This window comes from Streptomyces niveiscabiei (assembly GCF_033794345.1).
Taxonomy (GTDB): domain Bacteria; phylum Actinomycetota; class Actinomycetes; order Streptomycetales; family Streptomycetaceae; genus Streptomyces; species Streptomyces niveiscabiei.
In genome coordinates, this window is the sequence record NZ_JARAYJ010000011.1 from 1 (window position 1) to 21135 (window position 21135).

General features: G+C 71.9%; 22 protein-coding genes and 3 pseudogenes. 6 read left to right on the top strand and 19 right to left on the bottom strand.

The genetic code is table 11. The features are described from left to right. Both PV682_RS17130 and PV682_RS17135 read left to right on the top strand, forming a co-directional pair. Positions 1–88: pseudogene (locus PV682_RS17130) on the top strand (transposase); the annotation flags it as partial. Between the two features lie 88 nt (positions 89–176). Then, a complete protein-coding gene (locus tag PV682_RS17135; RefSeq protein WP_319730640.1) occupies positions 177–1103 on the top strand; it encodes a Rossmann-fold NAD(P)-binding domain-containing protein in 927 nt (308 codons plus the stop codon). Positions 1104–1112: 9 nt separating this feature from the next. On the opposite strand, the gene PV682_RS17140 is transcribed toward PV682_RS17135, so the two are convergent. The 3 genes from PV682_RS17140 to PV682_RS17150 form a co-directional block, all read right to left on the bottom strand. Further along, a complete protein-coding gene (locus PV682_RS17140; protein ID WP_319731041.1) occupies positions 1113–1400 on the bottom strand; it encodes an MmcQ/YjbR family DNA-binding protein in 288 nt (95 codons plus the stop codon). Further along, positions 1343–2002: a hypothetical protein gene (locus tag PV682_RS17145; RefSeq protein ID WP_319731068.1), complete on the bottom strand. Its 660-nt coding sequence runs from the start codon at positions 2000–2002 to the stop codon at positions 1343–1345. Before PV682_RS17145 ends, PV682_RS17140 begins: the two co-directional genes overlap by 58 nt. Before the next feature lie 215 nt (positions 2003–2217). After that, entirely contained in the window at positions 2218–2886 is a 669-nt protein-coding gene (locus PV682_RS17150) for a TetR/AcrR family transcriptional regulator (protein WP_319730642.1), read from the bottom strand. Positions 2887–3000: 114 nt separating this feature from the next. Here PV682_RS17150 and PV682_RS17155 point away from each other — a divergent pair, with 114 nt between their 5' ends. Then, positions 3001–4212 carry a cytochrome P450 gene (locus PV682_RS17155; RefSeq protein ID WP_319730645.1) on the top strand — a complete coding sequence of 404 codons (1212 nt, stop codon included), beginning with the start codon at positions 3001–3003 and terminating at the stop codon, positions 4210–4212. Between the two features lie 81 nt (positions 4213–4293). Here the strand turns inward: PV682_RS17155 and PV682_RS17160 are convergent, their stop codons facing one another. The 13 genes and pseudogenes from PV682_RS17160 to PV682_RS17220 all read right to left on the bottom strand — a co-directional run bounded on the left by PV682_RS17160 (position 4294) and on the right by PV682_RS17220 (position 15418). Then, complete coding sequence (locus PV682_RS17160) at positions 4294–4491, bottom strand: hypothetical protein (protein ID WP_319730647.1); 198 nt, start codon at positions 4489–4491, stop codon at positions 4294–4296. 125 nt (positions 4492–4616) lie between these two features. Continuing rightward, positions 4617–4943 carry an acyl-CoA-like ligand-binding transcription factor gene (locus PV682_RS17165; protein ID WP_319731042.1) on the bottom strand — a complete coding sequence of 109 codons (327 nt, stop codon included), beginning with the start codon at positions 4941–4943 and terminating at the stop codon, positions 4617–4619. 115 nt (positions 4944–5058) lie between these two features. Continuing rightward, positions 5059–5235 (bottom strand): annotated as a pseudogene (locus PV682_RS17170) (TetR family transcriptional regulator); the annotation flags it as partial. Between the two features lie 88 nt (positions 5236–5323). Continuing rightward, entirely contained in the window at positions 5324–6148 is an 825-nt protein-coding gene (locus PV682_RS17175) for an SDR family oxidoreductase (RefSeq protein ID WP_319730649.1), read from the bottom strand. Between the two features lie 41 nt (positions 6149–6189). Beyond that, positions 6190–7344: an XdhC family protein gene (locus PV682_RS17180; RefSeq protein ID WP_319730651.1), complete on the bottom strand. Its 1155-nt coding sequence runs from the start codon at positions 7342–7344 to the stop codon at positions 6190–6192. 115 nt (positions 7345–7459) lie between these two features. Then, complete coding sequence (locus PV682_RS17185) at positions 7460–9667, bottom strand: xanthine dehydrogenase family protein molybdopterin-binding subunit (protein ID WP_319730653.1); 2208 nt, start codon at positions 9665–9667, stop codon at positions 7460–7462. Continuing rightward, entirely contained in the window at positions 9664–10644 is a 981-nt protein-coding gene (locus tag PV682_RS17190) for an FAD binding domain-containing protein (protein WP_319730655.1), read from the bottom strand. Before PV682_RS17190 ends, PV682_RS17185 begins: the two co-directional genes overlap by 4 nt. 12 nt (positions 10645–10656) lie before the next feature. Further along, positions 10657–11292 (bottom strand): (2Fe-2S)-binding protein, encoded by a 636-nt coding sequence (locus tag PV682_RS17195; RefSeq protein WP_319730657.1) that lies wholly within the window; start codon positions 11290–11292, stop codon positions 10657–10659. Positions 11293–11628: 336 nt separating this feature from the next. Continuing rightward, positions 11629–12336, bottom strand: a complete 708-nt coding sequence (locus PV682_RS17200; RefSeq protein ID WP_319730659.1) for a luciferase domain-containing protein — start codon at positions 12334–12336, stop codon at positions 11629–11631. Further along, the gene (locus PV682_RS17205; RefSeq protein ID WP_319730661.1) at positions 12333–13193 is read right to left on the bottom strand and encodes a fumarylacetoacetate hydrolase family protein; all 861 of its coding nucleotides are present in this window, start codon (positions 13191–13193) and stop codon (positions 12333–12335) included. The genes PV682_RS17200 and PV682_RS17205 overlap by 4 nt, the downstream gene beginning before the upstream one ends. A 52-nt stretch (positions 13194–13245) precedes the next feature. Beyond that, a complete protein-coding gene (locus PV682_RS17210; RefSeq protein WP_319730663.1) occupies positions 13246–14166 on the bottom strand; it encodes an alpha/beta hydrolase in 921 nt (306 codons plus the stop codon). Then, complete coding sequence (locus PV682_RS17215; RefSeq protein WP_319730665.1) at positions 14166–14705, bottom strand: YbhB/YbcL family Raf kinase inhibitor-like protein; 540 nt, start codon at positions 14703–14705, stop codon at positions 14166–14168. Before PV682_RS17215 ends, PV682_RS17210 begins: the two co-directional genes overlap by 1 nt. A gap of 83 nt (positions 14706–14788) precedes the next feature. Continuing rightward, positions 14789–15418 (bottom strand): YbhB/YbcL family Raf kinase inhibitor-like protein, encoded by a 630-nt coding sequence (locus PV682_RS17220; RefSeq protein ID WP_319730666.1) that lies wholly within the window; start codon positions 15416–15418, stop codon positions 14789–14791. Positions 15419–15546: 128 nt separating this feature from the next. On the opposite strand from PV682_RS17220, the gene PV682_RS17225 reads away from it, so the two are divergent. Then, entirely contained in the window at positions 15547–16236 is a 690-nt protein-coding gene (locus PV682_RS17225) for a GntR family transcriptional regulator (protein WP_319730668.1), read from the top strand. Between the two features lie 86 nt (positions 16237–16322). On the opposite strand, the gene PV682_RS17230 is transcribed toward PV682_RS17225, so the two are convergent. The 3 genes and pseudogenes from PV682_RS17230 to PV682_RS17240 form a co-directional block, all read right to left on the bottom strand. Further along, positions 16323–16883, bottom strand: coding sequence for a zeta toxin family protein (locus PV682_RS17230; protein WP_319730670.1), 561 nt, complete (start codon positions 16881–16883; stop codon positions 16323–16325). A gap of 171 nt (positions 16884–17054) precedes the next feature. After that, a pseudogene (locus PV682_RS17235) lies at positions 17055–17889 on the bottom strand (MerR family transcriptional regulator). A gap of 207 nt (positions 17890–18096) precedes the next feature. Further along, on the bottom strand, positions 18097–18969 hold the full coding sequence (locus PV682_RS17240; protein WP_319730672.1) for a PaaX family transcriptional regulator: 873 nt from the start codon (positions 18967–18969) through the stop codon (positions 18097–18099). Between the two features lie 372 nt (positions 18970–19341). Here PV682_RS17240 and PV682_RS17245 point away from each other — a divergent pair, with 372 nt between their 5' ends. Beyond that, a complete protein-coding gene (locus tag PV682_RS17245) occupies positions 19342–20319 on the top strand; it encodes an ABC transporter substrate-binding protein (protein WP_319730674.1) in 978 nt (325 codons plus the stop codon). Continuing rightward, positions 20316–21131: an ABC transporter permease gene (locus tag PV682_RS17250; protein WP_319730676.1), complete on the top strand. Its 816-nt coding sequence runs from the start codon at positions 20316–20318 to the stop codon at positions 21129–21131. The genes PV682_RS17245 and PV682_RS17250 overlap by 4 nt, the downstream gene beginning before the upstream one ends. The last annotated feature ends 4 nt before the right edge of the window (positions 21132–21135 follow it).

Here is a 21135-nt window from a genome sequence, read left to right on the forward strand (position 1 = left end):
CATGATCCGCCGCTACATCATCTGGCGAAACAAGCACGCCGCCGACGAACTCCTCCGCGAGGTCGTCAACAGGGCGAACGTTGCCTGATGCGGCACTAGTCCGAGGCGGACTTGTACTGGGCCGGGGCGGACCTGCGATCGGAAACTGATCGGTTTCTCGCGTTCCGGGGGCGGCCATGACCGCTCTGAAGAGGGCCGACCCGCGCGACGTCGCCGCCCCCGCGCCCTGTACCGGAACCTGCCCACCCTCATCGCGGCCCGTTCGCACATTCGCGTACGAAACGCGATCGGCCGCACTCTCCTCACGATTCCGAATTCCCCACCCAGGAGGCAAAGACCATGCCCTCCCGGCCCAGGAACTCCTCGCGTTCGGCAATGTCTCCCTCCTCGAAGGGTCGTTCGCCGACGAGGACGTCCTGCGGGAAGGATTCCGCGGCTGCGACGGCGCATTCGTCGACATCGGCGGATTCGACACCGGCGAGAAGATCGAGACCTACTGGGTGATCCGCAGTTACGAGATAGCGATCGAAGAAGGAATCAAGTTCTTCGTCTACGGAAACCTCGACTACGCCCTCAAGAAGTCCGGCTACGACTCCAGGTTCCGCACCGGCCACTACGACGGCAAGGGGCGCATGGCCGAATGGGTCCTGTTCCAGAACGAGAAGAACAGCGACCGGATGGGAGCCGCGGTCTTCACGCCGGGCCCCTACATCGAGGACGGCATCGTCACCTGGCGGGTCCCGCTCGGTGAGGGAGCCGTCCCCCACGTCGCCATCGAGCACATGACATACGCCGATATGGCCGTGGCCTTCGAGAAAGTCACCAGGAATCCGGCACAGTACATCGACACCGATCTGGAAACCTACTGGAACAGCCCGGACCTGACGGGGATAACCGATCGCTCCGCCGGTTACAACGCCGATCCCCACGACAAGAGCACCATGAGCTTCCGCGACAACTTCACCGGCTTCTGGAACGTGTGGAAACGCGGAATCATCACCAGGGACTACGCCCTGCTCGACGAAATCCACCCCGACCGGATCAGAACCGCCGAATCGGCTGTCCTCAAGAGCAGCGCGGATTTCCGGACGGGAATGCTGTGAGAACCGGCCTCACCCCGCTCCCGGACGGGCCGCCGAGCCCCGTACGAGGTCGTAGGAGTCGATGACCAACTCCTCGACCAGGGCGGCGCAGACGCCGGGCCCGGCGCCTACCGAGATCCAGTGGGTCTTGTCGAGATAGCACCCGGCGCTGATCGTGGCGTACACCGCGTATAGCCGCTGCCCATGTTCCGGCTCCGCCTTGACGGTGATGATCCGCTCGCCGGGATCGTCGGTGACGATCAGAAAGACCTTCCCGGCAACCTCGCGGACCTCCAGGCCGGGGGAGAACGGCGGCAGCTCGCGGTGCCGGGCAGGGCGTCGGCGTAGTGAGCCGTCAGTCGCTGTACATCCGCGCCGTCCATACCGTGCGTCTCCTTTCTGTCCCGCGCCAGCCCGCCCGGAGCCCTCAACTGCGGACACACCCAGTGCTGGCACCCGCCCACCACCGTCACTGGGCCCTTCATCCTCATCGGACCGGACGTCCTGGACACCACGACCGCCCGCCTCCTCGCCCCCGCCACCGCATACGACGCGCCCGCCGCCCTCACCCTCACCCCGACGACGCCCCCTGGGCCGAACGCACCGCCCACCAACTCCTCGACGAACACCGCGCCCTGGGGCGGCGCCCCCTCGGCCTCCACCACGCCCTGCGCCTCGCCCACAGCACCGGCACCCCGGCCACCCCCGCGCCCGCCACCCGCCGCGCCGCACTCCATCGGCGGTTCCTCGACGCCCTGGAACTCCGCTTCCGCGAACTGCACCACGTGGACGACTACGCCCGCCTCCTCGGCTGTTCGGTCCGCACCCTCACCCGCGCCGCCCAGGACGCCGGCGCCCGCCAGGTCATCGACGAACGCCGCCTCCTCGGCTCCGCGACCTGGGCCGCCGGCCCCGACCACGCCCGAGGCCGCGCGGTGCGAGGGAACGGAGTTCGGTGTGAGACGCGGCTGATCAGATACTGCGGAGTGAGGAACCGGGGGAGCCGGGGGGAACAGTTTCTTTCGGCTCCCCCGCGCGGCCGAGGTGCACATCCCGCTCTCCGCTCCCGCTACGGGAGAACCGGGCGCCTGGAGCGACACCCGCACCGCGGCGGTCGGCGCCGGAGGCGCGCGTGTCAGTCGCCCTGTCTGGCCGAGAGCCCCCGGGTGACGAGGCTGAGGGCTTCCGCCAGTTGTTCGCGGTGGTGGTGCAGCAGGTCGGTGGTGAGGCCGGTGTCGGCCGTCTCGCGGGCGAGGAGGTCGGTCGCCACCTTGAACACGGCGTTCATGGCGGCAGCCTGCGAGCGGACCTCGAACCCGTCGGACGGCAGACCCGCCCGCGCCGCGAGCGCCTCGGCGAAGGAGTCCTCGGCGCGCTCCCCGAGGACGAGGTAGACGGCGCGCAGCGCGGGCTCGTACCGGGTCAGCCGGACCACGGCGTGGACGGCCTCGATGTCCGCCTCGGAGGACGAGTCGAGGACGGGGCGGTAGGCCTCGCGCAGATGCTCCGTCAGTTCGATGCCGGGCGGCCAGGTGCGCAGGGCCGCCCGGAAGGCATCGACCACCTGGGTGAGCAGCGGCTCCACGCAGCTCTCCTTGGTGCGGAAGTGGCGCCAGAGGGTGCGTTCGGAGACCCCGGCGGCCCGGGCGATCTCCTCGCCGGACGTGGCGGCCACGCCCTGTTCGGCGAAGAGCCGTACGGCATGGCGGGAGATGCCGAGGCGCTGCCGCTCGCGCTGTTCGCTGCTCACGGGCGGCCGGCCACGACGGGGTGCGCGGCCGGCGCCCGCTCTGAAGTCCTCCATCGGGCGATCTTAGGTGGCTCCTCGCGCGCGGGCCGATTGGCGCGAACATTATTGGCAGTCGCTGCCAGTAAAGTGCTACGGTCGGGCCACCGGAAGGACCACCGGAGGAGAGCCATGAGCGTCGCTGCCGAGCGCCTGCACCTGCCCCTCACCCGTCCGAACGTTCTCGACCTCGCCCCCTTCTACGCGGTGCTGCGCCGGGAGGCCCCGGTCGCGCCCGTCACCACCCCGGCCGGGGACCCCGCCTGGCTGGTCACCCGCTACGACGAGGTCCGCGACCTCCTCGGCGACAAGCGGCTCGGCCGTTCCCACCCCGAACCGGAACGAGCCTCACGCATCACCTCCGCCGCCGTACTCGACGGACCCACGGGCAACTACGACACCGAGGAGGCCGACCACAGCCGGATGCGCCGGCTGCTGACCCCGGCGTTCTCGGCCAAGCGGATGCAGATGCTCTCCGGCCACGTCCAGGACCTCGTCGACCGCTGCATCGACCACCTGATCGCCGATCACGCCGACGCCCCCGACGGCGTGGTGGACCTGCACGCCGGCCTCGCCTTCCCGCTGCCGGTCGCGGTCATCTGCCGGCTGCTCGGCGTCCGCGAGGACGACCACGCGTACTTCGCCTCGCTGTCGGAACGCATGTCCAACCACGCCATCGGCGACGAGGCCCACCGCGCCCGCGACGAGTTCAGCCACTACATGACCGGCCTCGCCGAGGCCAAACGCCGGCGGCCGGGCGAGGACGTGCTCTCCGACATCGTCCGCGCCCAGAGCACCGACCCGGACTACGACTACGACGAGATGATCCGCCTCTGCGTCGGACTGCTGTTCGCCGGGCACGAGACCACCGTCAACCGCATCGGCCTCGGCACACTCCTCCTGCTGACCCGCCGCGAACGCTGGCGGGCGATGTGCGCCGACCCGGACGGCCGGGTCAACGCCACCGTCGAGGAGATCATGCGCATGGGCGCGCCCGGTGACCTCGGGCTGCTGCGGTACGCCCACACCGACCTCGACGTCGCCGGCGTCACCATCCGCCGCGGCGACGCCGTGATCCTCTCCGTGAACGCCGCCAACCGTGACACCACCGTCTACACCGACGCCGAGACCTTCGACCCCGACCGCGAGGAACGCAACCATCTCGGTTTCGGCCACGGCGCGCACTTCTGCATCGGCGCCAGCCTGGCCCGTGTCGAACTGCGTGTCGTGTTCGCCGCCATGGCCCACCGCCTGCCCGGCCTGCGGCTCGCCAAAGCCCTCGACGAACTGGAGGTACGCACCACGCTCACCGGCGGCGTCACCGAACTGCCCGTCACCTGGTGACCCCGCCGCGGCGAGGACGGCTCCAGGCCATGAGCCCGGCCACGCGACGCGGACCGGGCTCACCCGCCTTCTGCGAGAGGATCAGGCAGCCGGACAGGGGGACGAAGCTTCGGCAGCGGCCCGCGCCAGGATCTGCCGCGCGGTGTCGCACTGCCGCCGCCGCAGCGCCTTCCAGACGGGGAGGAAGTCCGGACTTCCTGGTGCCGGGGACGGTCGAGCGGCGCGGACGGCACGGCCGACCAGCACTGCCTCGCCCTCGCCGAACGAGTCCAGCGCCAACTCGACGCCCTCGACCCCACTGGGGAGGAGTAGCCCATGGGGCGGACGTGTTCTCCAGCCCAGGTCCGGCCGTCCGGCCCCGAAGGCGCTCCGCCGGTGCCGCCCGGCGACGACGGCCGGGCCGGCTACTTCGCCAACGCGTCCATCGCCCGGTCGAGCAGCACGGCCAGCGGGACCGTGCCCTCACAGGCCACCCAGGCCGTGGAGGCCGTGTCCAGGCAGGCGAGCGCGGCGGCGGTGAGTGCGCTCGGCCTCGTGTCCTCGGGCCGGTCCGGGTCGGCCCCCAGCCGCCGGGCCACCTCCGGCACCAGCAGCGTCTGCCAGCCCCGTTGCTTCTCGTGGTGCCGGGCACGCAGGGACGGGGTCTCCTGGAGCATCCGCAGACAGGTGAGGACCTGCGCGGGCGGCGCTGCCTCGTTGGTCCGCGTGAGGGCGTCGAAGGACCGGCGCAGTGCCTCCCAGGGCTGTTCGTCGTCGGGGCGGGCGGCCGGTCCCTTCCAGACGTCCGAGGACGATGGCCTCCTTGGTGCCGAAGTACCGGAAGAGACTGGCGCGTGACAGGCCCGCCTCGGCGGCGATCTGGTCGACGGTGGTCCGGTCGAACTCCTGTTCGGTGAAGAGCCGGTGGGTCACCTCGACCACTTCCGCCTGAACCGTCGCACGGATGTGCTCGCGCAGACCGGGCGGCTTGCGTGCGGACCGGCCGGCGGCACGGGCTGTCTCGGACATGCGCGGAGAATGCATCACGGACTCATCTTGATACCGAGTATCAGGGTGTGGAGCTCTGGATGTGCGGCGGTCATGGTGCAGCGCCGACGCCCGTGGCCTGCGATCACGCGGTGCTGCCCTGGGCTTCGGTGGCGACGTCGGCCCACTCCTCCCAGGTCTTCAGCCGCTCGGCATAGACCTGCGGGACGATCTGGAGCGGGGAGGCACCGAAGAAGACCCGCAGGGGCGGGTTGTCGGCGTCCACGACCTTCAGCAGAGCCGCACCGGTCGCAGCAGGGTCGCCGTGCTGGAAGTTCCTCCAGTACGTGGCGTTGGCCGCGCGCACGCCGTCGTAGGCGGGCAACTGCCCTGCGAAGTCGGCGGAGGAGCCGGACCAGTCGGTGGCGAAACCGCCGGGCTCGATGAGGGTGACCTTGATGCCGAACCCGGCGACCTCCTGGGCGAGAGACTCGCTCGCGGCCTCCAGGGCCCACTTCGAGGCGTTGTAGACACCGAGGTTGGGGAAGGCGGCGACACCGCCGACGCTGGAGATCTGCACGATGTGACCACTGCCCTGGGCCCGCAGGAGGGGCAGGACGGCCTGGGTGACCCACAGGGCGCCGAAGAAGTTGGTCTCCATCTGGTCGCGGACCTGCTGTTCCGACAGTTCCTCGACCGCGCCGAACAGTCCGTAGCCGGCGTTGTTGACGATGACGTCCAGGCGGCCGAAGTGCTCGTGCGCCCGCTGTACGGCCGCGGTGACGGCGGCCTTGTCCGTGACGTCCAGGGGCAGCGGAAGGATCGCCTCGCCGTGCGCGGCTGCCAGGTCTGCCAGTGAGCCGGTGTTCCGGGCGGTGGCCGCGACCTTGTCGCCGCGCTCCAGGGCCGCCGTGACGAACTGGCGCCCGAAACCGCGTGAGGAACCAGTGATGAACCAGATCTTGCTCATGAGAAGAACTCCCGTTCGAAGTGAAGGTTTGACGTGCGGCCTCAGACGGCCAGGAGCCCGGCCTGCGTCGGCGCCTGGGCGACGGGGGCGGAACCGTGGATCGGGCCGGGGAGGCGGGACAGGGGCAGACCGGTGCCGTGGTTGATGTGGGCGATGATCTCGGCGGTGATGGAGACCGCCGTCTCCTCGGGGGTGCGGGCGCCGAGGTCGAGGCCGATCGGCGAGCGCAGCCGGGCGAGGTGCTCCTCGGACACGCCGCTCTCGCGCAGCCGCCCCAGACGGTCCTCGTGGGTACGGCGGGAGCCCATCGCGCCGATGTAGCCGACCGGGAGTCCGAGGGCCGCGCGCAGCAGGGGTACGTCGAACTTGGCGTCGTGGGTGAGGACGCAGACGGCGGTACGGGTGTCCACGTCGGTGTGCTCCAGGTAGCGGTGCGGCCAGTCGGCGACGACCTCGTCGGCGTACGGGAAGCGCTCGGGGGTGGCGAAGACGGGGCGGGCGTCGCAGACGGTGACCCGGTAGCCGAGGAAGCTGCCGGCCCGGCTGAGGGCGGCGGCGAAGTCGACGGCGCCGAAGATCAGCATGCGGGGCGGGGTCGCATGGGTGTGGACCAGGAGCGTCAGCTTCTGCGGGCAGGTGTCCGCGTCCCCGCCGGCCTCGACGCGGGCGGTCCGGCCCGCCCGCAGCAGCGCCCGCACCTCGCCGGCCACCGTACGGTCCGTCCGCTGGTCGCCGAGTGTCCCGTCGTACGCGCTGCCGCCCCCGAAGACGGACAGGGTGCGGCCGATCAGGCGCTGCGGTCCGTCGATCACCTGGGCCACGGCGACGGGCACACCGGCCAGTGCCTGTTCGAGGGCGGCGGTGAGGTGGGGCCGGCCGGTGGGGTCGATCCGCTGGACCAGGACCTCCAGTTCGCCGCCGCAGGTCAGTCCCACGGCGAAGGCGTCGTCGTCGGAGTAGCCGAACGTGGCCCGTACCGGCGGTTCGCCCGATGTCAGGACCTGCCGGCACAGCTCGTAGACGGCGGCTTCCACGCATCCTCCGGAGACGCTGCCGACGGCCGCGCCGTCGGTGTCCACGGCCAGTGAGGTGCCGGGCGGCAGGGGGGCGCTGCCGCTGACCTGGATGACGGTGGCGAGGGCGAAGGGGCGGCCGTCGCGGCACCAGCGGTACAGCATGTCCGCGATGTTCAGCATGAGTGGCTCTCCTGGGGGAGGCGGGGGAGGTGGGGGAGCCCGCCGCCGCGCCGACATGGGGGATCGAGGCGCGTCGGCGGGCCGTTCGGCGGGCGGGAGCCCCTGTGCCGCCGTGTCAGAGCAGGGCTTCGGCGGTGATGGGCAGGTCGCGGACGCGGCGTCCGGTGGCGTGGAAGACCGCGTTGGCGATGGCGGGCGCCACGCCGATCTGCACCAGCTCGCCGAGGCTCTTGACGCCGATGGGGGCGGCCTCGTAGTCCTCCCCGTCGAGGTAGACGGCCCTGAGGTCGGGGATGTCGGCGTTGACGGGGACGAGGTAGTCGGCGAGGTTGGCGTTCACGATCCGGCCGTCGCGGTGGTCGGTGACCGTGTGCTCCAGCAGGGCCGCGCCGATGCCGCCCACCATGCCGCCGACGGCCTGGCTCTCGGCGAGCTTGGGGCTGACGATGCGGCCCGCGTCGTACACGCCGAGCATCCGCCGCACCCGGACCAGCCCGAGCCGGGCGTCGACGGCGACCTCGGCGAACATCGCCGCGTAGCCGTACATCGAGAACCGGCTCCCCTCGTCGGGTGTGTAGGACCCGCGGGCTTCCAGGTGGGTGCGGTGGTTGCGGGTCAGGAGCCGGCGGTAGGTCTCACCGCGCGCGGGGTCGCCGGGCAGGTGCAGGCGGCCGGCGCGGACCACGACGTCGTCGGGGGCGGCCCCGTGCAGCGGCGAGCGTTCGTCGCCGACCGCGAGCTCGATGGCCTGCCGCCGCAGCTTGTCGCAGGTGTCCTGGACGGCGGAGCCCACGCTGAGCATGGTCTGCGAGGCGCCCTGCGCCGGGGCGGGCGGCATGGCGGAGTCGCCGAGTTGGAAGGTGACGCTGGGGACGGCCAGACCGAGGGCGTCGGCGGCGACCTGGGTCATGGAGGTGTACGTGCCCGTGCCCGTGTCGTGGGTCGCGGACCGGACCACGGCGGTGCCGTCGGCGTCGAGGCGGGCGTGGGCCTGGGCCGCGCCCCGGAACACGTCGTAGCAGCCGGTGGCCACGCCGGTGCCGATCAGCCAGTCGCCGTCCCGGGTCGAGCGCGGTGCGGGGTTGCGCCGCCGCCAGCCGAACTCGCGGGCGCCGACGCGGAAGCACTCGCGCAGCCGCCGGGTGGAGAAGGGCTGCCGGGTCGCCGGGTCCTCGCCGGGTTCGTTGCGCAGCCGCAGTTCGATCGGGTCGATGCCGAGTTCGTGGGCGAGTTCGTCCATCGCGGTCTCGATGACGAAGGCGGCGCTGCTGTAGCCGGGGCCGCGCATCCACAGCGGGGTGCTCACGTCCAGCGGCACGATCCGGGGCCGCTGGCTGACGGCGGGTACGTCGTAGAGCATCTGCCCGAGGGCCAGGTTGGCCTCCCAGAACTGCTCGTAGCGGGAGGTCTCGTACGTCATGGCGTGGGTCATCGCGGTCAGCCGTCCGCGCCGGGTGCTGCCCAGCCGCAGCCGGTACTCGTAGGCCGGCCGGTAGCCCACCGTGAAGTACATCTGCCGGCGGGTCAGCGCGAGCTTCACCGGACGGCCGGTCTCGCGGGCGGCGAGGGCCGCGATGGTGACGTGCGGCCAGGCCCGCAGGGCGCCGCCGAACGCGCCGCCGACGAACGGCGACAGGACGCGCACGTTCTCCAGCGGAATGCCGAACACCGCCGCCAGTTCGGTCTGTGTGCCGATCACCCACTGGGTCTTGTCCCACAGGGTGAGCTCGTCGCCGTCCCAGCGGGCGATGGTGGCGTGCGGCTCCATCGGGTTGTGGTGGTTGCGGGGCAGCCGGTAGGTCATCTCCAGCCGGACCTCCGCCGCCTCCAGCGCTTCCTGGGCGTTGCCCCGCGCGTAGGGCCGCGCGAAGGGCGCCGGCCCGTCCTGGGCCGGACTGCGGGTCAGGTCCGTCGCCGGCTGTTCGGCGTCGTAGGAGACCTCCACCAGGCTCGCGGCGTGCTGCGCGACCTCCAGGGTGGTGGCCACCACGACGGCGACCGGCTGGCCGAAGAACCGGACGGCGTCGTCCTGGAAGACGTGCAGCCGCTCCCCGGGGAAGGCGTTGCCGACCCGGTTCTCGCGGTAGGCCAGCCGCGGTCTGTCGAGATGGCTGATGACAGCCAGGACTCCGCGCTGGGCGTGGGCGGCGCGGGTGTCGATGCCGGTGATCCGGCCGAGGCCGACAGCGCTGTCCACGACGACGGCGTGCACGACGCCGTCGATGTCGTGGTCGGCGGCGTACAGGGCCCGGCCGGTCACCTTGAGCCGCCCGTCCACCCGGGACAGCGGCGCTCCGACGGCTGCCTGCGGCTGCGGGCTCACTTGCCACCTCCTACGACGCGCAGTTGGCGCTCGACGGTCCGTTTGAGCAGGTCGACCTTGAAGCGGTTGTGGTGCAGGGGCCGGGCTCCGTCCGCCGCCCGCTCGGCGGCCCTGGCCCACAGGGCGGCGGACGGCCGCCGCCCGATCAGCTCCCGCTCGACGGCGGACAGTTTCCAGGGCACGGTGCCCACACCCCCGGCGGCGACCCTGGCCTCGCGGATCACCCCGGCGCGGATGTGCAGGGCGACGGCCGCCGAGGTGAGCGCGAACTCGTACGACTGCCGGTCGCGCACCTTCAGATAGCCCGACCTGAGCGGGCGCGGAAGTGCCGGTATCTCGACGCCGGTGATCAACTCGCCCCGGCGCAGGGCCTGTTCGCGGTCGGGTGTGCTGCCCGGCCGGAGCAGGAAGTCGGCGAAGGGCACGCCGCGCTCGCCGTCCGGCCCGAGTACGACCACGGTCGCCTCCAGCGCGGCGAAGGCCACGGCGACGTCGGAGGGGTGGGTGGCTACGCAGTCGTCCGAGGTGCCGAGGATCGCGTGGGTGCGGTTGAAACCGTCGCGCGCCGCACAACCGGAGCCCGGCGCACGCTTGTTGCAGTCGGCGCCCACATCACGGAAGTACGTGCAGCGGGTGCGCTGCATGATGTTGCCGCCGATGGTCGCCATGTTGCGCAGCTGCGCCGACGCGCTCAGCTCAAGGGCCTCGGAGATGACCGGGTACAGGGCGCGTACGCCCCGGTGGCCGGCGGCCTCGGACATCCGCACCAGGGCGCCGATGCGCAGGCCCCCGCGCCGGGTGACCACGATCTCGCGCAGCGGCAGGGCGCTGATGTCGACCAGGGTGCGGGGACGTTCGACGGTCTCACGCATCAGGTCGACGAGTGTGGTGCCGCCGGCGATGTAACGGCCGCCGTCGCGGCCCTCGTCGAGGGCCTGCCGGGTGGTGGCGGGCCTGGTGTAGGAGAAGGGGTGCATGGGGACCGTGCCTCAATTCCCGTGCGCGGCCTGCTCGACCGCCCGCACGATCTTCACGTACGCGCCGCAGCGGCAGATGTTGCCGCTCATGAACTCCCGGATCTCGTCCTTGGAGCCGGTGTGGCCCTCCTGGATGCAGCCGACGCCGGACATGATCTGGCCGGAGGTGCAGTAGCCGCACTGGAAGGCGTCGTGGTCGATGAACGCCTGTTGCAGCGGGTGCAGCCGTTCGCCCTTCGCCAGGCCCTCGATGGTGGTGACCTCGGCGCCCTCCAGCCGGATCGCCAGCGTCAGGCAGGAGTTGACCCTGCGGCCGTCGACCAGGACGGTGCAGGCGCCGCAGGCCCCGGCGTTGCAGCCCTTCTTGGAGCCGGTCAGGCCGAGGTGTTCACGCAACAGGTCCAGCAGCGAGGTCCGGTTGTCGACAGTGACGGTGCGGCGCTCGCCGTTGACGGTCAGGGAGACCCGGCTGCTGGGCACCGCCTCGGCGCCGAACACGGACGCTCCCGCCGCGAGGCCGCTCGCGACGACCGCACCGCCGATGGCGCTGGTGGCCGCGATGAACGTACGCCGGGACGGGTCGGGCGACGTCGCCCCGGGGTCTTCCTCGGGGGGAGCGACCGTTGACGCGGGGGGTTCCATGGACATGTCCACTCTCTCGGTCGGCGAAGGACAGGGGGGCCGCGACCAGGGGGCGCCGCGCCCGGTCTTCCCGCCGGGCGGCTTCGTGGCTGCCGGGTCCCCGATGACTCGGACACGGTCCACGCCGCGGCGGGCGAGGCCGCCCATCGGCCCGGAAGGAGCGCGGCAGCCGGGGGTGGAACACGGTCGGCAGCCGCCTCACCGGGCCATCGGTGCGGTACGGCGTCCACTCTGCGGGATCCGGCGCCGGACAACGAGGAGACGGTTTTGGGACGACGCGGGTACGTACCACTGCCGTTGGTATGTCTGGCAGTAGCAGGCACAGCGGGGGGCTGCACCCCATCACAAGGCCGGGCCCGCGCCGGTGGCGTAGCCGACGGCTGCGTCGAGGAGCTGTCCGACGACCTCGGCCTCCTCCGGGCTGCGCGGGGAGTAGACCATCAGATACGTCAGAGGCTCGCCGTACATCCCGGCCAGAGGGTGCCGCTCGGCCCACCCGGCCTCCAGCGCGGTGACGGCGTCCGACGGGCTGAGGATCATGTGCATCGAGCCGTCACCCGGATGGATGTGGGCGACCTCTCCCTTGGCCATGCGTGTGGCGGCCGGTGCCTTGTCCAGGTCCAGCAGGGTGATCGCGTCATGGTGGCGTTCGAAGGCGCTGAGACGGTAGCCGAGGACTCCGGGGGAGCCGGCGGCGCGTGTGTCGAAGTGGTCGAGTACGGCGACCCGGGCGTGCAGCGAGCCGGGCTGGTCGAGCTGGCGGTGCGGCACGGGGTAGCGGCCGATGCCGGGGCGTTCCCCGTCGCGGTGGGGGAGCTGCGGCAGCCATCGCCCGTCTCCGGCCTCTCCGATGAAGGGGTGGTGGACGGCGGGGTCCTTCGTCTCGCGCATGCGGGTCCGCAGGTAAGTGACCTGGAGCCAGCCTCGGGCACCGTGGGGGATGCCTCCTCGGCCCAGGGCGCGCCAGCGCTCGTAGTCCCGGACGGCGGCGACCGAGGCGGCGAACGCCGCCCCGACGAGGCTCCGTCGGACGACGCGGGACGGTGTCATGCCGCTTCCTTTCCGGGTGCCGCGACCATCCGCTGGCGGATGCGGCCGATGCCTTCGATGGCGGTGACGACGGTGTCCCCGGCCGCGAGGAACCGCGGCGGCGTACGGCACAGCCCGACACCGCCGGGTGTGCCGGTGAGGATGACGTCGCCGGCGTTGAGGGGGACGACCGCGGACAGCCGCGCGATCAGCGTCGGGACGGGGAAGATCAGCTCCCGGGTGCTGGCCCGCTGCACGATCTCGTCGTTGACCGTGCAGGTGAGCGTGAGGTCGTCGACGTCGTCGAACTCGTCCGGGGTGACCACCCAGGGGCCCAGCGGGGAGAACCCCGGGTAGGACTTGCCGAGGCCGAACTGGGGGGCGGGGCCCGACATCTGAAGGATGCGTTCGGACAGGTCCTGGGCGACGGTCAGGCCGGCGACGTGGTCCCACGCCTCGTGTTCGCCGACGCGGAAGGCGGTCCTGCCGATGACGACCGCGAGTTCCGCCTCCCAGTCCACGTTCCCGTCGGGCAGCTCCACGCTGCTGTAGGGGCCGGTGACCGACGAGGGGAACTTGGTGAACACCGGCGGCAGTCCCTCGGGGGCGGCGAGGCCCGCCTCGTCCACGTGCTCGTGGTAGTTGAGGCCGACGGCGATCACCTGCCCGGGGGCCGGCACGGGCGAGCGCAGCCGCTCCGGTTCGAACGGCACCGCATGCTCCAGCGGTGCGGTCGCCGCCCACCGCCGGAACTCGTCCCACTGTCCGTAGATGTGCTGGGGCGACGGGCCGAAGCGGCCGGCGCTGGCCCTCTCCACATCGAGGGCCGCGCCGTCGACGGCCAGGACCAGCCGGCCGTCAAGGTTCGCGATGCGCATGTACAAGCTCCTGTCTCACTGTCCGGCGGTCTGCCGGCCGCCGGGGGGATCTTCATGACTGCTCGAACACCCTGCTCAGGAAGGCGAGCGTGGCTTCGTGCAGCGACGCCGTGTCGAAGGCCGCGTCGGCGTGACCGGCACCGGGCAGCACGACCAGTTCCGCCGGTACGCCCCGGTCCCGCAGCGCACGGTGCAGCCGACGGCTCTGCCCGACGCCCACCCGCCGGTCCGCGTCCCCGTGGGCGATGAGGAACGGGGGGCTGCCGGGGCGGACGTACCGGGACAGCCGGGCCCGGTCGGCCTCGGCCGGACGGTCGGAGGGGACGTAGCCGAGAAAACGCGCGGCCGACGATCCGGGACCGTTCGACACCTCGACGACGTCGTCGGGTACGTCGTCGTCCAGGCGCAGATAGTCGTTGGGCGCGCAGTGGTCGATGACCGCCGCCAGCGTGCACGGGGTCCGCGCGTGGGGCCCGAGCCGCCCCACGAGCCACGCGTCGTCGGCCCCCAGTGCGACGGCGCCGACGAGGTAGCCGCCCGCGCTGGAGCCGAATCCGACGACACGGTCCGCGTCCAGCCCGTAGGTGTCCGCGTTCGCGCGGACCCAGCGGACGGCGGCGGCCACGTCGTGCACGGGGCCGGGGAAGCGGCTCTCCCCGGAGAGGCGGTAGGCGACGGACGCGACGGCGTAGCCCGCGTCCAGCAGGAACCGCCACGGCCCCATCGCCTTGGTCCCCGTGAAGAATCCGCCACCGTGGGCGTACACCACCACCGGGCGTGCGGTGCGCCGGCCGTCGTCGGGCAGGTGCAGGTCGAGGACGAGGGGCCGGAAACCGGGTGACACCGCGTACGGCACGTCCAGGTGACTGCGCACCCCCGCGAACGGCGTGCTCGGCGCCGGGCGGAGCAGCTCCGGCCACGGGCCCGGGTGCCCGGCCCTGACCTCGTACGCGCGGCTGTCCTCGGGCGGCATCAGGCGGGCGTCTCGGCGGTCACGGTCAGGACCGCGCGGGCGAGGATGTGGCCCGCCATGGTGAAGCCGAGGTAGGCGGGGGTGCCGTCGGCCGGGACGCCGATGCGGTCCACGTCGAGGGCGTGCACGACGACGACGTAGCGGTGCGGGCCGTGTCCGGGCGGCGGGGCGGCGCCCACGAAGCGGGCCAGCCGCGCGTCGTTGGGCAGCTGGAAAGCGCCCTCGGGCAGGCCGGAGCCGGTGTCGTCGCCGGCGCCCTCGGGCAGTTCGGTGACGGTGGCGGGGATGTCGGCCACGGCCCAGTGCCAGAAGCCGGAGCCGGTCGGGGCGTCCGGGTCGTAGACGGTGACGGCGTAGCTCCTGGTGTTCTCGGGGGCGCCGCTCCACGACAGATGCGGGGAGATGTCCTTGCCGCCGGGGACACCGACGATTCCGGACAGCTGGGCGAGAGGCCAGGTGCCTCGGTCGGCCACGGTGGTGCTGGTGACGGTGAAGCCCGGCACCTCGGGGAGCTTGGCGAACGGATCGTTGGCGCTCATGGTGTCGCTTCCTTCCTTGATGGTTTCCCGGGCCGCCGTGGCCGATCGTTCGGGGCGGCGGTCCGAGCAGGGGGTGGGTCGGGTCAGCGCTGTGCGGTGGCGCTGATGCGGCCGTAGCCGATGGTGTGGCTGCTCAGCGTCAAGGCGGCTATGGCCGGTGTGCTGGTGGCGGGCAGGCCCAGGCTCGGGGTGTCCAGGGCGTAGACGGTGATCCGGTAGTGGTGGGCGATGTCCCCGGCCGGCGGGCAGGGGCCCGCGTAGCCGGTGAGCCCGCCGTCGTTGGTGCCGGAGGCCGCACCGGCCGGCAGGGCGCGGCCCAGGCCGGTGGCGTCCGCCGGGATGTCCCAGGCCATCCAGTGCCAGAAGCCGCTGCCGGTGGGGGCGTTCAGGTCCTGCATGGACACCGCGAAGCCGCGCGCGGCCTTCGGCGCCCCCTCCCACCGCAGCCGGATCGGCTGGTTCCCCCCGGTGCAGCCGAAGCCGTTCGCCCAGGCGGTCTCGGGGACGCGGCCCCCGTCGCGCACGTCCGGGCTGGAGAGCCGGAACCGCTCGGCGGCCAGCGGAATCCCGCTGCGGATCCTGGTGTGGCCGTAGCTGTCGTGGTGCGCGTGATGGGCGTGGCCGTTCCCGGCGGCTGCCGTCGCACCGAGTCCCGCCACGAGGGCGGTCGAGGTGGCGGCCAGCGTGACGAGTGCGCGGAAGGACTTTCTCACGGGGTTCTCCCTGGGGTGATCTGCGAGAACAGGACGACGAGGGCGTACGCCGCAGCGGCTCAGCCCGTCTTCTTAATCGACGATACTACAGATAATCGATTATCTGTCCGCCGATCTATACTGAGCGCATGGTTCACACGTCCGAAGACCCCTCCACTCCGGCTCCGGGGAAGCGAATGCTGTCCGAGCAGGTCTACGACCAGCTGCGGGAGGCGATCCTGCGCGGCGAGTCCAAACCTGGCGAGCCCCTGAAGCCCCAGGAACTGGCCGGCCGGTACGGGGTGAGCCTGGCGGTCGTGCGCGAGGCCCTGGTGCGGGTGGTGGGCGAGGGTCTCGCCGAGCGGCTGCCCAACCGCGGCTTCGCTGTCCCCGCCTTCTCCGACCGCCGCTGGCAGGAGATCGCCGAGGCCCGTCGCACGATCGAACCCGTCGTGCTGAGACTGGCGATCGAGCGCGGGGACCTCGACTGGGAAGCCCGCGTACGCGCTGCCCACCACCGCCTCGCCCGCACCCCTCTCTACGCGCCGGACGAGGGCGACTACCTCAGCGGGGCGTGGTCAGAGGCCCACCGCGCCTTCCACCGCACCCTGCTGGAGGGGTGCGGCAACCCCGTCCTGCTGGACACCTTCGACCGCATGTGGACCGCCAGCGAACTGGGCCGCCGCTGGTCGGCACACCACACCCCCGGCCGTGACGCCGCCGACGAACATCGTCGACTGGAGGCGGCGGCCCTGGCCCGCGACGCCGACACCGCGGCCGACGTACTGACCCGGCACCTGACCGTGACCGCCGCAGTCCTGGCCGACCCCGGGGCGTGAGGGGGCTGTTCAGCCCCGGACGAGGCCGCCGGGCCGTGTGACGCGGAAGCAGGCCGCGACCCGCGCGAACTTGTCGCGGCGTGCGGTCAGTTCACCCTGGCGCGCCGGCGTGCTTCCCGGACGACGCGATCGGCGGTCTCCTCGGGGGTGAGGGCCGCGGTGTCGAACCACCAGCCGGCATCGCCGAGTTCGCGCTTCATGCCGGCATCGAGGTCTTCGTAGCCGTCGAAGTCGAACCGCTCTCGTGGATCACGGAGCGTGTTGCGGTACCGGCATGCCTCGATGCCCGGTGCGAGAACGACGAAGAGGACCTGCCGGGCCGGGAGGAGGGACACGAAGAAGTCCAGTTGCCCGCGGTCGGGGATCACCCAGTCGATCACGGGCGTGAAGCCGGCGTCGGAGAAGTTGTTCGCCAGCATGCACAGATTGCGGTTGCACAGCTCCAGTTGCCGCGCCGCCTCGTCGGCGGGTTCACCAAGCGCCCAGACGCGCCCGCTGACGACCAGCCTGCTGACGAAGTCCCCGTCCAGCCGGGCGGAGCGCGCCAGACGCTCCGCGACGAGCCTCGTCACCGTCGACTTCCCGGCACCCGGCATCCCCGTCACGATCAGGCAGTCCGGCCTCTCGGAAGTTGTCACGCCCACCATCGTGTCAACGTGCCCGGCGGCCGGCAATCGCGTTTGCGGGCCCTGGTCCTGATGGGCCGTCAGCCCCGGCCGCCGAGCCGGGAACGCCCGCGCGCAGGCGACCGCCGCGAGCGCGAGGAAGGGGCCGGGACTCGGCGATCCCGACGGGCTCGGCTCGTGCGCCGATGTCCGTCAGCGGCTTGGTGGGGTGTCGCCGTCGTCCTGGTCGGCCGGGTGGAGCAGTTCGATGACGCGTTCCTCGTAGCGGATGCGGGCCGGGGAGAAGTCGTACGGCGTCTTGGCGAGGGCCTCCAGTGTGGTCGTTCCCGTCTCGTGCGGGTGGTCGTGGTTCTGGTCCAGGAGGGTGTCGAGGGATTCGTCGAGGCCGGATGCGGTGATGGTGGCCGCCAGGGCGGTCTCATGGGCGCATCGCCGGGTGGCCAGGTCTTCGATGCGGGGGTCGTCGGGGGACAGGGTGTCGTCCAGGTGTGTCTCTGCCTCGGCCAGGCGGTCCTCCTCCGCGCGCAGTTCGGAGTGGGTGGCGAGGATGAGGAAGCGGTCGGCCTGGGCGGCGGCGACCAGGGGGTCGAGGGTGCGTTCCGTGATCAGGAGGGTGTCGAGGTCGGCCGGGCGGAGGGCTCCGGGCGGCAGGGCGCGGAGGCATTCGCCGACCAGGGGGGAGAGCAGGCCCAGCCGGCTGCCGGCCTCGCGGAGGCGGCTGGGCTTCGAGGGCGGCGGCCTTGGCGGCGAGGGACGCCTCCAGCCGGGCCAGGGACTCCTCGACGTCGGTGACTTCCTCGAAGCCGGCCCGGATGTCGTCCAGGGCGACCCCCGCGTCGGCCATCTTGCGGATCCACAGCAGGCGGACCATGTCGTCGTGCCGGTAGCGGCGGCGGCCGTCGCTGCCGCGTTCCGGTTCCGGGAGGAGCCCGAGGGCGTGGTAGTGGCGGATGGCGCGGGGCGTGGTCCCGGCGAGCGCGGCGGCATCGCCGATCTTGACCCGGCGGGGAGTCACGGGAAGGGGCATACGGGGAACCTCTCGGTGGCGTGCTCGCCGCCTACTGGACCACATGCCGTTACGGCACATGCAAGTGCGGCTGAGCCCCTGGCGATCACGTCCGGCCGATGCCGTCCCCGTGCCGGGGGCCGCCTCCGTGCTTCGCCGCTGCTCCCGGCACCCGTTTCCGATTCCGTTGAGCCCCGCTTCCGCGAGCCCACAGGCCGTCACGGTCACTCAGCACCCTGCCTGCGTCCCGGGAATGGTGTCGAGCACGGCGGCGGCCATGAGGCGGGCCGGTGTCGCCGTGCCGGAGGCGATGCGGCGGAAGGTGTCCTCCGCGGGGCGGGCGGGCCAGTCGGCGGGGAGGTAGGGGCCGGGGAGTCTGGGGTCGGAGCGGATGATCTCCAGCCATTCGCTGACCAGACGCAGCCGGACGGCGATGGCGTCCGACGCGGACCACTCGGTGGCGGACCAGCGCTGCGAGAAGGCGGTGTAGCGGGCGGCCAGGGAGCCCAGGTCCCACGTGTCGCTGATCATCAGGCGGATGTCGGTCGCCTCGTCGGCGCGGGCGTGGAAGACCTTCACGTGCGCGGAGACGCCGAGTTCGTCGATGACGGCGGTGAGGTCGACGTGGCCGGGGGCGATCCACAGGCCGTTGTAGAGCGGTCCGAAACCGAGCCAGCCCAGACGTGAGCGCAGGTCGTGGCGCTGGCTGTGCCAGGAGTCGGGGAGGGAGAAGCCCAGCAGCGTCCAGGTGCCGTCCCAGTCCTCGTTCACCACGCTCGTCCGCCAGAGGCGGCGCTTGCCGTCGCGGAGGATCTCGGTGGCGAGCGGGGTGAGCCCGAAGTACATGCGCCGGCCGTTCCTCCGGCGCGCGAGGAGATCGCGGTTGACCATGCGGCTGAGCGTGGAACGCACCGCCTGCTCACCCACTCCGGTCCGGGCGAGGATGTCGATGATGCTCCCGGAGTAGACGTAGAGGGGGCCCTCGTTCAGGACGTGGTTGCCGAAGAAGGCGAGCAGGAGCGACTGCGGACGCACCGGTGACCCCCCGGACCGGTTCGGGGCGGCCGGTGGCGGTCGGTCGTGCGGGGCGTTCACGTCCATCTGGGCGAGGTCACGGCCGACCGGCCCGGACGAGGGCAGGTGACGGGGGCGGGGTGGGAGCCGTGAGGGCGCGGGCGTTGGTGCGGTGCGGCATGGGCCGGGACTCCTCGTCGTCGTGGAATGGCGGGTGGAGGATCGGTGGCGGATTCCTTCGTCGCAGGCACTGACACGGCGAAGTTAGGTGTGTAGATTGCGGTCGTCAAGATAGTGCACAGCATGGGCTCGGTCGTTCCGGCTTCGGCGCCTGAGCGGTTCCCCCGGACCCCATGGCTGTCGTCGGCCGAGCCCCACGGACCCAACCGGCTCGTCCCTTCACCTCTCTCCCCGTGCGGCAGCGCGTCTCGTTATCCGTTCTTGCTCAAGGAGGAGCTCATGCACAGGCGTATGACGGGTCTCGCCCTGGTCGTGCTGTCCGTCGCCGGACTCACCGCGTGCGGTTCGTCGGACTCCGGCGACGCCCAGGGGACGCCGGATTCCGGTGGCAAGACCGCGGAGGTGACCGTCGGCGTCATCCCCATCGTCGACGTGGCGCCCCTGTATCTCGGCCAGAAACAAGGCTTCTTCGAGAAGCGCGGCATCCGCCTCAAGACGGTCACCGCGCAAGGCGGTGCCGCGATCATCCCCGGTGTGGTGAGCGGCCAGTTCCAGTTCGGCTTCAGCAACACCACCTCCCTGCTGCTCGCCCAGACCAAGGGCGTGCCCATCAAGGCCGTCGCCAACGGAGCCGCCTCCAACGGCAAGGTGGGCTCCGACGTCACCGCCGTACTGGTGAAGAAGGACAGCCCAGCCAAGTCGGCCAAGGACCTCGCCGGACGCACCGTGGCCGTCAACACGCTCCAGAACATCGGTGACACGACGGTCCGTGAGACGGTGCGCAGGGCCGGGGGAGACCCCTCGAAGGTCAAGTTCGTCGAGATCCCCTTCGACCAGATGCCGGCCGCGCTGGACGACGGCCGGGTGGACGCCGCCTGGATGGGGGAGCCCTCGCAGACCATCGCCAAGGGCCAGGGGGCCCGCGTCATCGCCTCGCCCTTCGCCGAGACCGACCCCGCGCTCACCGTGGCGGCGTACTTCACCTCGACGAAGATCGCGCAGCAGAACCCCGCCCTCGTGAAGAAGTTCACCGAGGCGATGAACGAGTCCCTGGAGTACGCGTCCGCCCACCCGGACGAGGCCCGCCAGACCCTCACCACCTACACCAAGATCAGCGGTGACGTGCTGGACAAGCTGATCCTGCCGAGCTGGCCGACCGCCGTGAACCGCGCCTCCCTGGAGAAACTGGCCCAACTCGGCGGCCAGGACGGCGTCTTCGGCGACAAGAAGCCGGACATCGGAGCACTGTTCTCATGACCCTCGCGGACATCAAGAGCCCCGCGACCGCGCGGCGCGTGCCCCTGCCCGCCCCGTCCGTCCTGCGCGGACTGGCCGGGGTGGCCGGGCTGGCGGCCGTACTGGAGACGCTGCCCCGCACCTCGCTCGTCTCCCCCGACTACCTCCCCCCGGCCTCCACGACGGTCCGCGCCCTCTGGAACATGCTGGGCGAGGGCGGCTTCTGGTCCGCTCTCGGCGACACCCTGACCGGCTGGGGGATCGGCCTCGCCATCGCCGTCGTGGCCGGAGCGGTCGTCGGCGTGGTCATCGGATCGGTACCCCTGCTGCGCGCGGCCACCGCCTCCACCATCGAGTTCCTGCGGCCCATCCCCTCCGTCGCGCTGATCCCCGTCGCGGTCCTGCTGTACGGAACCGACCTGCGCTCGAAACTGCTCCTGGTGGTGTACGCCTCGTTCTGGCAGATGCTGGTCCAGGTGCTCGCCGGCCTCCACGACGTGGACCCGGTGGCCCGGGACACCGCCCGCAGCTACCGGCTGAGCGCCTGGGAGCGGATCAGGTACGTCCTGTGGCCCACGGCGCTGCCCTACGTCATGACCGGTGTACGGCTCGCCGCGACCGTCGCGCTCGTGCTCGCCGTCACCGCCGAACTCGTCATCGGCTCACCCGGCCTCGGCCAGGAACTGGCCGTCGCCCAGACCTCCGGGGCGGTACCCAGGGTGTACGCCCTGGTGCTGACGACCGGTCTCGTCGGCGTCGCCGTCAACCTGGCCGCGCGGGCGGTCGAGCGCCGGGTGCTGCACTGGCACCAGTCCCAGCGGACCGGGAGGTAGACGC